The organism is Methanosarcina sp. UBA289, assembly GCA_002496565.1.
Taxonomy (GTDB): domain Archaea; phylum Halobacteriota; class Methanosarcinia; order Methanosarcinales; family Methanosarcinaceae; genus Methanosarcina.
The window spans coordinates 88,285-102,569 of record DAKJ01000005.1; the positions used below are offsets into that span (position 1 = coordinate 88,285).

General features: G+C 41.3%; 13 protein-coding genes. 5 read left to right on the plus strand and 8 right to left on the minus strand.

The features are described 5' to 3' along the window. Positions 1–6: 6 nt before the first annotated feature. From BP549_RS01860 to BP549_RS01875, 4 genes are all read right to left on the minus strand, one after another. Positions 7–750 (minus strand): prenyltransferase/squalene oxidase repeat-containing protein, encoded by a 744-nt coding sequence (locus BP549_RS01860; protein ID WP_292377637.1) that lies wholly within the window; start codon positions 748–750, stop codon positions 7–9. A gap of 111 nt (positions 751–861) precedes the next feature. Next, a complete protein-coding gene (locus BP549_RS01865; RefSeq protein WP_292376894.1) occupies positions 862–1,359 on the minus strand; it encodes a ferritin in 498 nt (165 codons plus the stop codon). Between the two features lie 152 nt (positions 1,360–1,511). Next, positions 1,512–2,054 carry a universal stress protein gene (locus BP549_RS01870; protein WP_292377638.1) on the minus strand — a complete coding sequence of 181 codons (543 nt, stop codon included), beginning with the start codon at positions 2,052–2,054 and terminating at the stop codon, positions 1,512–1,514. A gap of 435 nt (positions 2,055–2,489) precedes the next feature. Continuing rightward, positions 2,490–2,981, minus strand: a complete 492-nt coding sequence (locus BP549_RS01875) for a universal stress protein (RefSeq protein ID WP_292377640.1) — start codon at positions 2,979–2,981, stop codon at positions 2,490–2,492. Positions 2,982–3,318: 337 nt separating this feature from the next. Between BP549_RS01875 and BP549_RS01880 the strand changes: the two genes are divergently transcribed. Continuing rightward, entirely contained in the window at positions 3,319–4,251 is a 933-nt protein-coding gene (locus BP549_RS01880) for a DUF7490 domain-containing protein (protein ID WP_422655872.1), read from the plus strand. Beyond that, positions 4,248–4,505: a hypothetical protein gene (locus BP549_RS01885; protein ID WP_292377643.1), complete on the plus strand. Its 258-nt coding sequence runs from the start codon at positions 4,248–4,250 to the stop codon at positions 4,503–4,505. Before BP549_RS01880 ends, BP549_RS01885 begins: the two co-directional genes overlap by 4 nt. Positions 4,506–4,611: 106 nt before the next feature. Here the strand turns inward: BP549_RS01885 and BP549_RS01890 are convergent, their stop codons facing one another. Continuing rightward, positions 4,612–5,271: a TfuA-related McrA-glycine thioamidation protein gene (locus BP549_RS01890; RefSeq protein WP_394339056.1), complete on the minus strand. Its 660-nt coding sequence runs from the start codon at positions 5,269–5,271 to the stop codon at positions 4,612–4,614. Beyond that, positions 5,268–6,542, minus strand: coding sequence for a YcaO-related McrA-glycine thioamidation protein (locus BP549_RS01895; RefSeq protein ID WP_292377646.1), 1,275 nt, complete (start codon positions 6,540–6,542; stop codon positions 5,268–5,270). Before BP549_RS01895 ends, BP549_RS01890 begins: the two co-directional genes overlap by 4 nt. A 339-nt stretch (positions 6,543–6,881) precedes the next feature. Between BP549_RS01895 and BP549_RS01900 the strand changes: the two genes are divergently transcribed. Next, positions 6,882–7,157, plus strand: a complete 276-nt coding sequence (locus BP549_RS01900; protein WP_292376889.1) for a YgaP family membrane protein — start codon at positions 6,882–6,884, stop codon at positions 7,155–7,157. Positions 7,158–7,619: 462 nt separating this feature from the next. Here the strand turns inward: BP549_RS01900 and BP549_RS01905 are convergent, their stop codons facing one another. Further along, positions 7,620–8,438: an AIM24 family protein gene (locus BP549_RS01905; protein WP_292377647.1), complete on the minus strand. Its 819-nt coding sequence runs from the start codon at positions 8,436–8,438 to the stop codon at positions 7,620–7,622. A gap of 699 nt (positions 8,439–9,137) precedes the next feature. Here BP549_RS01905 and BP549_RS01910 point away from each other — a divergent pair. Both BP549_RS01910 and BP549_RS01915 read left to right on the plus strand, forming a co-directional pair. Continuing rightward, complete coding sequence (locus tag BP549_RS01910; protein WP_292377648.1) at positions 9,138–9,374, plus strand: hypothetical protein; 237 nt, start codon at positions 9,138–9,140, stop codon at positions 9,372–9,374. Positions 9,375–9,943: 569 nt separating this feature from the next. After that, positions 9,944–12,751, plus strand: a complete 2,808-nt coding sequence (locus BP549_RS01915) for a cation-translocating P-type ATPase (protein WP_292377650.1) — start codon at positions 9,944–9,946, stop codon at positions 12,749–12,751. A 50-nt stretch (positions 12,752–12,801) separates the two neighbouring features. On the opposite strand, the gene BP549_RS01920 is transcribed toward BP549_RS01915, so the two are convergent. Further along, a complete protein-coding gene (locus tag BP549_RS01920) occupies positions 12,802–13,512 on the minus strand; it encodes a sulfite exporter TauE/SafE family protein (protein ID WP_292377651.1) in 711 nt (236 codons plus the stop codon). Positions 13,513–14,285 lie beyond the last annotated feature (773 nt).

Consider the following 14,285-nt stretch of genomic DNA (forward strand, 5'->3'; position numbering starts at 1 on the left):
AAGATTTCAAGTCTTTTTATAAAGCCCCAATGTACTCAAAGTCAGAGCAGTAGCATTTATATCATCGTCCTTATTTCCCCAAGCCCCGCTTTCGTGGACATTTTTAAGGAGCCACTTGATAGAATCTTTAACCTCGTCTTTGAAGCCTGCAAGAAGTAGGGCTTGAATTGCCAGGTTGCTTGTGGAGATATGCGTCCATCCGCCGTCTGGTCCTTTTTTTGAAAGAATCCATCTCGCTTTTTCCCGGATGAAAGTTTCAAAGGTTCTGGTTTTTGCCAGCTTATCTTGTTTTTTGAGAGCCATAATGATAAGGGATGTAGTGCCGATCTGTTCCCAGGCAGGGCAATAGTTTTCGAATAACCAGTTGCATCCGTCTTTATCTTGAGTTCCCATATCTGCAAGAGCTGCGAGGACATAGGCTGTATCGTAAACATCCCTGTTCCAGGAATTTTCGCTTTTTCTGGCAAGCAGCCATTTTGCTGAAGCCATGAATACAATCCCTTCTGTTGAGAGGGCTGAGCAGGCCCTTGCGGTGTCCCTGATTGAAGAGTTCCAGGAACCATAGTTATCCTGTTCAAGAATCAGGCGAGTTATATAAGGGTTCGGGAGCGCCCAGAGAGCGTGGGCGGATAAGGTACTTGAAAGTTTTTTTACGGACTTAATTTGCTGGGCAGAGAGCCATTCAAAACTTTTTTTCACAATATCGAGTTCCAGATTGCTTGACATTTCGCTGTGCTTTTCAAATTCCATATATTAAAACCTGACTGAACACCTTACTGAAAGATTTGTCCTCTTCTGTAACGACTTTTGTAAGGGCTTTTCAGAATATTGGGATTTTTTTCTTCAGTTTTCTCGGAAAGGTTATCTGGGAGGAAGTCTTTTTGCCAGCTCTTGATCAACTGAGGGAATTACATATTCATTTTTATCGACACCTCTCAGTTTGGCAATAATCTCTTTGTCATTTTCTTCCTCTTCTACCTGTTCTTCAACGTACCACTGCAGGAAAGAAACTGTATCTTCATCTTTTTCAGCGTTGGCAAGCTCTACCAGTTCATGAATTGAACGAGTAATAAACTGTTCGTGTTTCAAGGTCTGCTGAAACATTTCCATAGCTGTCCCGAATTCCATAGGCGGCTCTTTAATCTCCTTCAGCTTAACCCTCCCATCCTGATTGTTTATGTAATCAAAGAGCTTCATTGCATGAATGTTCTCTTCTTCTACCTGGACTCTGAACCAATGAGCAAATCCTGGAAGCCCCATTGATGAACTGTATGCTGACATAGCAAGGTACAGGTAAGACGAGTACATTTCTTTATTGATCTGCTCGTTCAGTGCTTCTTCCACCTTTTCACTCAGCATTGATTTCCCCTCCAATTCTTGAATTTACATCCTGATAACTCTATTCTGCAATTCTTATTTCCCACTATGGTTTTCCCCACAATCGTATCTTTTTGGTTAAAAATTTTACAAAAAAGTAGACTGATACATTTCTATTTTGAATTCCGGCTTTTTCACTGAGGCTCTCCAGATACGAAATTGGCTGGAATATCTTTATCTTCTTGATCACAACGGACGAAACTTTCAGGTTTAAACCTCTCACGTACAACAAGTACCGGGATTTTTGAGTTCCTGACAACTTTTTCGGACACACCTCCAAGCATAAAACGCTCAACTCTGCTTTTTCCAGTAGAACCTATGACAATCATGTCAACTTTCTGATTATCTGCAAAATCTAGAATTTCTTCAGCCGGATTTCCTTTAAGCAATATGGGTGTAGCTTCTACTCCGGCAGCTTTTGCATTTTCTTCTATGCAGCAGATTGCTTCACGGCCAACTCTCTCAAAATCCTCGTAGGCGTTTTTTACCCACCATTCATCCATCATAACTGTGTCAAAAAAGCTTATATCGATGACATATACGGCATAGATCTTTGCTCCACTGAACCTAGCAATTTCTATCCCGAAATCTACTACGTTTTCAGAGGTTTTTGAGCCGTCAGTAGCGATCAAAATTCGTCTTTGAGGTTTGGATTTAAGTTCACTACTACCCTCCATACTTACCCCCTAATATTCTGGATTTTTTATTAAGTTAATACCATAATCCATCTTACTGTTATACTTTATATCTTTTATAAGTGCTTCCGTGATCGGAAACGTTGGTCAGAAACTTAATTAATTACTCAAAAAACAAGCTCCAAAGAAAAAAATTTTAAATTTTGGAATTGCTCACTACAATTTTCTGAATTTTTATCTTTTTTACGATTCTTTCCGTGAATTACAAGTACTGGAACCTTTGAGTTTCTTACAACCTTTCCGGGTAGCTTCCAAGAAGAAAGTATTCAATATCGTTTTATCCAGATCGAACCCACGAAAAGCATATCAACAGCTTGTTTTTCTGCAAAATCTAGATCTTTTCAGCTGGATACTCTTCTTCCTAACATGTTATGAGCTCATCTAAAAAGCAGCTTGTCTCATTTAGCTACTCAGGGATTATTCTTGTATCAGTTTTTTCTCACTTTTATGTCGTTCTCGAACAACCAGAACCGGAACCTTTGCATGCCTTATAATTTTATCAGATACACTTCCAACTAAAACACGCTCATATCCGCTTTTTCCAAGCGACCCTACTATGATCATATCAATATTATTGTCTTCTGCGAAGCTCAATATCTTTTCAGCCGGATTGCCTTTCAGCACTCTGGATTCAACTTCCGCTCCTACTGATTTTCCAATCTTCTCTATATAAGAGGTTGCTTCATGTCCTACTCTCTCAAATTCGTCAAGAGTTTCTTTTGACCAGATTTGATCCAGAGGAACTGAACGATAAGGAGTTGTTTCAATGACATACACGGCATATACTTTTGCCCCACTACACCCAACCATTTCCATCCCGAAGTCCGCGGCTTCTTTTGCAGTCTCTGAGCCATCGGTAGCGATAAGTATCTGTCTTCGCGGCATAGATTCGATTTCAATGTTTCCCATAATTTCCCCTCAAGTTCTCGATTTGTATTCCTGGTTTTTATTCCGTATTACGGATTTTTCATCCTTTTTACAGATTCGTTTTTTCCAGTAATTTCAGAGCCACAGATCACAATTGGAATTCTTCAGGCTTGCACTCTATGCTCTAACTACTCCATTTTACTCCCTATCTGAATATTGATTTGTTCATATTAATAATTTTCATCCAATTATTTCGCTAAGAAAAGTAAAAGTGTCCACTAAGGGAAAAAGCATATACTTTGAAATATAACTTATTAAAAGGTGACAAATCTTGAGAAAGTTGGGTAGCAAGTCGGCTCAATTATTTTTCTTAAAAAATTTGTTCTTAATACTCTTTATTATTACTTTCACCTTCGGAAGCGGCTGCATTAAGAATTTTGAAGAAGAAAGTTACTACAATGTTAAGGACATGGACATCTCAGCAGAACGTACAGGAACGACTTTCATAGACCTTAATGTCACAACGTATATCGAAAAAATGCAGGGTGACAGTATGAAAAATACTTCACTTCTTCTTAAAGCCTATAGCCGGGAAAGCGGACTGCTTGAAACACAGAAGCAGATCGAACTAGGAGTGCTAAAGAAGGGTGATACAAAATCAGTGAGTCAGGTCCTGACCCTTCCGAAGAACGGAGGATACGATCTCCGTAGTGTCCTTTTTGAAGAAAATGTTCAGAAAGGCAATGGAGAAATCAAAGTTTACAATCTTGATGCTCTGCCTGCTGAGGTGCAGGAGACAGGGCTTGGAATTCCCGAAATGGATTTCAGAGTGAAAAAAGTAGACGGGGGAAAAGTCCTTGTTGAAAATGATATCTATCTGGCAAATGAAGGCAGGGAAACGAGCAAAGATTTCCGTATGCTTGTTAAGGTTCGCGAAATGGATGCTGGACTCCTTGCAGATAAGGTCTGGACGCACACAGGAGAAATCAAACCCGAAGCCACAGTTATCCAGACTGTCAACCTGACAATACCTGACCAGTATAATTACATTGTCGAAGTCCTCGTCTGGAACAACGATACAATAGTCGAGCGCGGAGAAGGCTATATTCAGCTTAGCCCCATAGTTGAGGTCAAAAATAGAAATAATACTCAGGCTCGGAAGATCCAAACAAGCGAATTCGAAAATGTGGTGGAAACTGAGATAATTCCTGAAGAGGAGTATGCCGATAAAAAAGAAGCACCAGGGTTCAGCCTCGCTTTATCTGCAATCCTGTTCTGTTCGGCGGTAATTCTAAGGAGGCGGTTTGTATGAGTGAAACTTTAGATCTGAAACCAGAGCCAAAAGTGGAAAAAGTGTCTGAGATGGGGGAGAATTTCAAAAAAGGAATTTTCCTCATCTCCATGCTGCTTCTACTTGTATCCACTTTCCAGCTCTATTTCTCCATAGAGCGGATAATTGAAATCTGGTTTGAGCATCAATACATCCCAATTTTCAGGGCTGTTTATAACTTCCTTGTCTTAATTGCAAGTCTGTACATTATCAGGCTTTATATTATAAAGCATTGAAAAAAGAAAATGCTGAAAAAAATCTGAAAATTTGAAAATACTAATGGGAGATATCTGAAAAGAGAGGTCTAAAAAAGAAGATATCTGAAAAGGGAGGTTTGAAGTTTCAGGCCTCTTCAATCAGCTTTTTTACAGTTTCAAGCACAAGGACTGCATCTTCCCTTTTTACGTCAACTTCATTGCCTGTGCAAAAATCCAGAATGGATTTTTTCTTTTCTTCCGGGATCAACCCTTTTTTCGCCCCTTCTTTCACAAGCCCGAAATAGCTCCGGTCAGGGTAATAGGTGTCAATTGCAAGCTCCAGGAGGCCATTATGCTCTTTTTCACCCACAAGTCCTGAGGTAAATGCGGCTTTCAGGGTCTCCCTTATATTGACAAGGGGCACGGAGATTGGCTCGAAAGTATCAGGATTGGTGCTTACCGCTACCTCATCATCAGATTCAATTACCCCGTCCCTGTACCACTCGTAAACATTTCCTACGCCTATCATCCCGTGGGTATCCAGTTCCGAAGCTCTGAGAGCTCCCATGCTGGCCCCTCCTACGACCTTTACGCCTGCATCAAGTGCAGACAGAATCTCCCTATGCCCTACTGCAGCCCTGTCAAAAAAGATTCCGTCTATTATCCCTATGACCTTATACCCTTTCTGGACGAATTTATCAAGCTGGAACCTGCGTACAGGTGGCTGGTAATTTGCCCTGAGGATTTCTCTTGAGTCCTCGTGGCTGATGCTGTTGCCTGTAAAGATTACCGCCCTTGCTTTCATCGTCTCTTCCACGGCTTTTCATTTTTGTTTCTGGAAAATTCTCTCTTTCTTTGGGAACCGATTCTTTTTCCTTTCCGATCCCTGTCAATAGTGAAAAGTTCGAATCCAGGGATTATTACTCTGACAACCGGCACTTTAACTTCTTCTCTTGAGAGGTCTACTACTAGCACTCTTTCGGCAAGACCCTGAAGTTTTTCGAGTATTACATCAATATTTTCTGCGGGGCTTCTCCTGGAAAGGTCCTGCACTTCGGAAAGGGATATTTTTTCTCCTTCTTCAAACCAGAACCAGTTCAAACGTTTCATGCGGTCGTATCCCACACTTCGGATAAAACCTTCCCTGTCTGTGTCTTCCCTTGCTCCCTGTATCTGGACTAATCTCGACTGGGCAGCTTCGGTTATGGCCCGTGAAACTGCAATTTCGGGTTTCAGGTGAGAGCCTGCCCCCATGACAAGAAGCGCTGGATCTTTCAACTTTACGTCGTCAGTTGCCGCAATTACTGTCGGAATGCCGGTATCGGTTGGAACCAGCCAGATTTTTAGTTCTATTCCTGCATCCTTAAACTTGCTGGCAAGCTCGTACAGGTATCCGTCTTCCTCAGTCAGTATGATTTCCTTTCCGAGATTGCGGGAAAACTGGGCAATACTGACTGCGTCCCTTTCTATAACCTCGAGAAGCCCGTGGAGAATGGCTTCCTCAATCACGTTTCCTGATGCCAGTCCATTGGTATTGCTCAGGAAGAGTTTCTGGCATTGTCCGGGTGAGTCATATGGGTGGTAAACCGAATTGGAGCTTACGAACACTTCCTCTTTGTTCATAATGTCGTATGCTCCAACCCACTCGCACAGGGATTGGGGAAGATAAGGCTGAGGCAGAAGTAGTGTTGCCGGGTCAAGCACTGTGCAGCTTTCTTCGGCTCTGATATAAGATTCTATAAGAGCCGGAGCGGAAATCTCGCCTTTTACATTTGCGTTCAGGCCAGGTCTTTCTGCCAGGCAGCGCTCAAAACTCTCCATTATTGCTGAAATCCGGGCTCGCTGCTCGGTCGAGCCCTTGCCTGAGTAAATACTGATCGCTCCCTTTGCGGCACTGGGGCGGATTGCCGAGAAAATGGGTATTCCAAGCCTATCCAAATTCGTAATATCTGCAATTCGGGTAACGCCTATTTTTTTTATCTCATCTTTGGTGTTTTCCAGGGTTGTGGCCTCATCAAATACTCGTTGTGTACCTTCGAGATATGAGATCGATCTGTCAAGTTTTATTTCAGGCATAATTAGAAACCTTCCGTCTCTTGTTATATATTTTGTATTTTTTGGATGTCAATCTTTTCGGGGGTTACATAATTTCTCTTCAGACTTTCTGGGAATATAAACATGATACAAATACGGCGAAAACATGCTGCAAATATAACACAAATATACCATCTGCAAGTATAACACAAACATACTATAAATACGGCACAAGCCTGCTGCAATATAATAACATACTGTGAGCAATACAAAAATACTGCGAATAGCTGAGAACGTAATACTAATGAGTACAAATAGAATAATGCTATATATTGAGGGCTCTATAAGTATGTACGAGGGTTTATAAGGGGTTTTTGTCCGATGAATCTCAAAAAATTGTTTCTGGAAGAAAATGTAGGAGGCTTTGATCTCCTTTTCCGAACCATATATGGAGTACTTGCAACTCTCGCACTGTCAACAGGTCTTGTAAAAAGATCTCACTGGAAGTGGATTGTTGCACTAATCGCTTTTATGGGACTCGTTAGCTCGATCCTGAGACACTGCACTCCTTACTCCATTCTTGGGATCAGTACCGCGAAAAAGAAAGCTTCTGTGCAGGAAGTCTATTTCAATAGACAATACTTCAGGAGATATTAATTCTCCAGTTTCTTTTTCAACATATATGCGGTAGTGGGTGTAAAAACCTGTCTAAAATTAAGCTTAAGTCTACAATTGGGAAGTAAATTAGGATAGTACTATTATACACATTTGATTGAAGAAAGAAAGACATTTCTGGGACGTGAAAATGATTCTCAGAGACAGAAGGGAACTTTTGGATCCTTCAAAGAGAGGAAGAGATCCTGTGAGAGTCAAGTTTTGTCATATCTCAAAATATGTGAATGAGAGCTTCATTTTAAACTTTTTAGATAAGAAAGCTGACTTTTTCAATTACAACTAGGTTAACTCTTTTTCTAACTCATTAATTATTTTGCCAGCTTGGCAAGCTGCTCATATTTTTAATGAATTCATCTTTAAGTTTTTTAAAACTTTCTCCCATTTTTGAGCCAGACTTAATCTATCCAGGATCCTGTAAATATAAGATAATTAAAATCAGCTTTTTCACTCACTAATATTTTCTACAGTAAGTGGGTGGTTATACTGTCCAAGTGTTTTATACATGGGCTGTGTGGGAGCCATCCATATCTTTCCAGTGCCTTCATAGGTATGAAGTGCTCCTTCTCCACTGGTTATATTTCCAACCAATTTTTTTGCAGATCTCTCAACCGTAAATTTGATAGAGGATGATCTTAGGAACACAAAGTTTCCATCGACTTGTAGTCTTTCATTATTAAGCTCATATTTCAGAATCTCACTTAGAGGCACTGGGATTGCAAGAACACATAGGCCCTTTCCACTGAGTTTGGTCTGAAACCAACCTTCTCCTCCAAATAGTCCGGCTGATAGGTTTTTCTGGGACGAAACTTCTACATTGACTCCGCTTTCACAGCAATAGAAAATTCCCTTATCTACAATAATCGGATCATTGTCCAGTTCCATCAATATGAAATGGCCGAAACTTGGCTCAAGGAAAATCTCTCCAGTACCTGAATAAGTAGGAGTGAAGGCAGCTTCCTCAGTAAGTGAATTCTTAATCAATTTCTTTGCAAGGCCTCCAACTCCTCCTATCTGGCATTCTGCACAAATATCCCCTTTGTGAAAATAAAGAGCTCCTGGTTCGGTAGTTATCGAGCTGTTTTGAAGGGTGATTTTTACCTGCTTTAGGCTCATTCCTACTCTCTCAAGATTATACAAATTTTCTGCAAGGCGAGCGTCCCTAAGCCCTCGCAGATTTTTATACTGAAAAATCTCAATTTTTATCCCGTCTCTTTCAATGCACTCTAGCACATTGATATTATCATAAAAATTTTGTTCGATCATGGGCTCACTACCTTTCAGTTGATTTGAAAACAATTCTTCTATGCTTAAATCAAAGAAGAGTTACAGAACTAACGCTTCGCTTCCAAAACAGGTTCCCTATTTAGGGAAAAGTCAAGTTTTGTGAACATACTTCGGAAACACAGTACTAGTCAATAATCTTATACGGTTGAGCTTTTAATAACTGGTTTCAGAACTCCAACTATTCATGTTTTGACCATTAGTAGGTCTTTCATTTGGTTCAGATGAATCATATCTGGTTTTTAACTAAGTTCGATAAAAATATCATAAATATTATGTATTTAAAGTAAATCTTTTTTACTGTATTCTAGCCTGTTCTTTATATATAGAATTATCTAAAAAATTGTAATTCGTATAAAAACAGTGTGCGGCTTCATTTTATAGCTACATTTTCATAATACTAATGTCGGCTGAGAGGTATTTTTAACTTACCGCATTGTCCAGCTTATTCTTTTTCTCTATAAATTGCCTATTTTCTGTAGCAGCTATTCAATTTCTATATCTACATAAAAAGCTAAACCAAGCTTAGTTTTTAAATATTCTAGCATATTCTTTTTTAGCTACATTGATTATATATAAGTTGATATTACTTCAGAGGATAGTGAAATAAAACGAAGGTCGACTATTCTCTATATCTCCTTCTCCCCCGAGAAAAGGTCTCCTGCATATGAGGATGAAAATATGAACAATACAAAAAGCTGTGAAGTTAGATGTACAAGGTGTAGAAAATGGTTCAGCTCACAAATTATTCAATTTGAAGACGAAGAATCATTTCTACATTCCGTTATGTACAAAAACACAGAAGAATGCCCCTATTGTAAAACCATGGTTACTCATGACAAAGAGATTATGAGATTCGTAGAAAAAGATAGCAACGATAAAGTCATTAAAGAAACGAGATACATATATGATTTCTAATGGAATCTTTTAAATTAATGAAATCTTTTAAGTTAATGATTTTTTAAGTTCTGTGAATTTTTTTAAATAGAATTCTATTACTCTTTATGTATTTTATATTAATTTGGACTGAATTCAATGATTTTTTTTTTCCTGCAGTTATTTAAATTCTATAATATTGTTATTACACGGCAGAGTGAAGATAAACCTGCAATCATCGGCTTCCCCTTTACTTTCTTATTAATGAAGTATATGTGCTTCCAATATATTTTTGCCTTTAATGCCAGTTTTCTGTAAAGTATTCCTCATTCCTGCACATTATCGAAAAAATTAATTTAAAAAATGGGCACTCTGTTAATTTTTCATATTCTGCTAACATAAAGGAGCTTTATAAAAATCACTAATTTATGTGAGGACTATAATATAAGGATTATAGAAAAAGAAACGGGATTAGAAACATAAAAGGGAATTCCCATATGGGCTTACTTACCCGGTGCAAAATGTTTTCTTTTAGATCTTTGATCCTTTATTTTGGGGAATTTATAAGTTACGCCGTAAATCTGAGCGAAAATAGATCAAACGTGAGTACCATGACAATTCCGCAAGATTCTATTATTCCTTATCGACAGTCGGTTAATGAAGTATTAACCGCGTTTGATACGGATGCACGAAGCGGCTTGGGCGAAGGGGAGGCGAGAGCGCGGCTCGATAGGTACGGCAAGAACGAATTGATGGCAGAAAAACCTGTACCTGCATGGAGAAAATTTCTGGCGCAGTTTCAAGATGTACTCGTTATCCTGCTTCTTATTGCAACACTTATCTCTGCAGGAATGTGGCTGTATGAACGAAATTCGACCCTGCCTTACGAAGCAATTGCTATCTTCGCAGTCGTCCTACTCAATGCGATCATGGGCTATGTTCAGCAGTCCCGAGCTGAGGAAGCTATTGCGGCGTTGCGCCAGATGACAGCGGCACAGGCCAATGTTATTCGGGACGGTACGCGGCAGAGTGTTCCGGCGACTGAGATCGTGCCCGGCGACATTATCATCATCGAAGAAGGCGACACTATCCCGGCGGATGCTCGAGTGATTCAGTCAACTGCACTTCAAACGGCCGAAGCGGCACTGACAGGCGAGAGCCTGCCTGTTTTGAAAGATGATCTCCCTATTGCAGAAGAGGTCGGACTTGGCGACCGCGATAATATGATCTTTAGCGGTACTGTGGCTGTTTACGGTCACGGGCGTGCAGTGGTTACAGCAACCGGAATGCAGACCGAGATGGGACGCATTGCAGGGATGCTCAAAGAAGCGCCTGTAGAAACCACACCACTGCAAAAGGAACTTCACCGCGTTGGCAAACTGCTCGGGATCATCGTTATTGTTATTGCTGTCGTGATAATTGCAACCATTCTCCTGGTTGAAGATGTGAGGGGTTTCTCAGCTCTTTTTGATGTGCTCATTTTAGGTGTGGCGCTCGCAGTCGCGGCTGTGCCTGAAAGCCTGCCTGCGGTGGTGACAGTCGTGCTTTCTCTCGGCGTGCAGCGCATGGCGCGAAAAAATGCTATTGTGCGCCATCTTGCGGCTGTCGAGACTCTTGGTTCGGCTAATGTTATTGCCTCCGATAAAACGGGCACGCTCACGAAGAACGAAATGACTGTACTTACGATAGTCACCGCGAGTGGGCGCGTCAATTTCGAAGGCACGGGTTATGCTCCAGAAGGTGAGGTGCGTAGAGAAGGAGGAGGGAAGCTTGATGGTGCACTCCAATTTGAGTTAGTGCGTGCACTTGCAGCTGCTGACCGCGCTAGTAATGCAGTGTTGCATGAACGCGATGGGCGCTGGGCGGTACATGGCGACCCGACCGAAGGAGCATTGATTGTTGCGGCACGCAAAGCCGGGCTGGAAGCTGAGGCTCTCAATGCACGGCTGGAACGAATTGGGGAAGTGCCTTTTTCTTCAGAGCGCAAACTGATGAGCACGGTTCATAGTGATACCGAGCAGGAGGAACGATTGCTTTCCTTTACTAAAGGCGCACCGGATATATTGCTTGCTCGCTGTACGCAGGAGCTTGTAGGAGATGATATAAAGCCTCTGACTGAGGAACGCCGCGCAGAAATTTTGAAGAGTAATGAAGAACTTGCCGGTAAAGCTTTACGAACACTTGCTGTCGCTTTCCGCACGCTGCCAAAAGATGCGTTTAAGCAGGAAGAGTTTGATGAACACGTCGAGAAAGACCTCATCTTCTTGGGATTGATCGGCATGATTGATCCGCCGCGCAGGGAGGCTAAAGATGCAGTTGCGCGTGCCATGGCTGCGGGTATTCGTCCGATAATGATAACAGGCGATCATCCTAAAACTGCTACAGTTATTGCTGAAGAACTCGGCATTCCCACTCACGGGCAGGCTGTTACGGGTGCTGAGCTTGAGAAGATGCCTGAGGAAAAGCTTGACCAGACGGTTCGGGAAGTCTCGGTCTATGCACGCGTTAACCCAGAACACAAGCTTCGGATCGTGAAAGCTTTACAACGCCAGGGAGCAATCGTGGCAATGACGGGCGATGGGGTTAATGATGCGCCCGCTTTGAAAACGGCCGATATCGGGGTTGCAATGGGCATTACTGGAACGGATGTTTCCAAAGAAGCCTCCGATGTTGTGCTCGCGGACGATAATTTCGCGACCATTGTAGGGGCTGTAGAAGAGGGGCGTGCTATCTTCTCTAATATCCGTAAGTTCCTGCGCTACCTGCTTTCCTCAAACCTCGGGGAAGTGATGATAATGTTTTTCGGCTTACTGCTGGCAGATGTTATAGGGCTGACCGCCAACGGTGGGGCCGGGATAGTACTGCCGCTGCTCGCAACTCAAATCCTGTGGATCAACCTTATTTCAGACGGCCCACCTGCACTTGCTCTCGGAGTAGACCCGGCTGAGCCGGGATTGATGAAAGAACCGCCGCGCCCGCGAGAAGAAGGAGTGATAACCCGTAGCATGTGGGCCGGCAACCTCTTTACCGGTGTAATCATGGCAGCTGGGGCGCTGTTCGTACTGGATGCCAGTTTACCTGGAGGTCTGGTTGAAGGCTCAGGCAGCCTGCAATATGCACAGACTATGGTTTTTAACACAGTGGTTTTCTTCTCGCTTTTCATCGTTTTCAATGCGCGTTCGGATAAGCAAAGCGCATTCGTCGGCTTGTTCTCTAACAAATGGCTTTGGGGCGCAGTTATCTTGTCGCTTCTGTTGCAGATAGCGGTCATTTACGTCCCGTTTTTGCAGCAGGCTTTCTCGACCGTGAGCTTGAGTCCTGGAGATTGGCTACTCTGCGCGGCGGTAGCGAGTTCGGCGTTGTGGTTGCGAGAATTAAGCAAAATTGTCATACGCGCGAGGGAGAACCGAATAAAATGAGATATCACGTCAGATGATTTCGGATCTGTTTTCTAGCTTCGATCCACGGATTAAATCAACATATAAGCCCCAACCACACAAAGGAGAACAGCCACGTATTTTTGAAAAACTTCTTTTTTCATGTTTTTAATGAGGCGGTTTGCTGCATAAGTTCCAAATATCATGGCAAGCCCCATGATAAGTCCAAGATTAATAGTATTTGGAGGGAGATTCACAAGTTTGCCATACACGATGATTTTAGTTATGTGCATTGCAGTTGCGGTCGCAGCTTCACTTGCTATATAAGCTACCGGGGGCAAGCCAAAGGAAAGAAATACTGCAGCCCCAATCGGCCCGGCACTTCCTGCAAGTCCGGATAGCAAGCCGGTCACTGCCCCGCCGAGAACAAGCGTTTTATCATTCGGTTTGAATTTTAATATCCTAAAATACCTTAAAAATACAAACAAAATTAAAACAGCACCTATTATCCTTGTTACGGTGCTTTTTGAGCTAATTGAAAACCCAAAAGCTCCAAGTGCGGATAATGGAACTGCCGTCATAGAAAATAAGAAAACCTTTTTCCATTCAATCTGGTTTAGTCCGAACGCCATTCTTGACAGGTTGCCAATCAATTGCGCAATTGTAAGTACCGGAATCGCAAGTTCTGCACCTGCGTACAGGGTTAACACAGGCAAAAGCAAAAGCGCACCTCCAAAGCCGGCAGCTCCAGAAATTAATGCGGCAATAAAGCTTGATAATATTAAAACTGTATACATTTCCATTAATAATGTTCCTTTCTCAAATTCGCACTATTTCTTTTGTTCCTTTTATAAACCCGTAAACTATAACCCTCGATTTTATATATGTCTTTAATCTGGAAAGCTGGCAGGTTACAAAAATAAGCAAAGTGATGTAAACGGAAATATCGTGCATAGATTTTGGTTTCTTAATCATTATATTGTGTTTTTAAATTTCAAAACATTTTAATTTATTTTCCTCCATATATAAGACAATTCGATAAGTTTATTATATTTGGGCACGTAGATTAAATTATGACTTTCTTGCCTCCAGATTATGGGTCTATTAGTTATATTCCTCTGGACATAGCCTTTAGGGATACTATCTTTATTGGGGTCTTTAGCGTCATTATGTTCTTTATTTTGGTCCTCTCTGTGCGTAATAATATTCGAAGAGCACAGAGCAGTTAAATATCTTCTCACGAGTGTGTTTTGGTTTATTTCCCTTTTAGAATGGCTTGAAGTAGCTTAGTTTTGGCTTTTTCCCTGCACTTGTTTATAACTTTCTTAAATATTCTTCTAATGTTTTTTTCAGGTTTTTCAGATTCTTCTATGGTTTTTCTATAATTTTCTAATTTTATCCTCTAATATCGATATTTTTGATAAAATATCAATAAAATACATGACTTGAGTTTTTTTCACAATATATGACTCAATATACCTAATAACGATAGTAAAAAACCTACTTTTATTACACTTTTCTTATATATTTCTCAAAATTAACCTCGGTATACTCTAATATTCACTTTTCACATTAC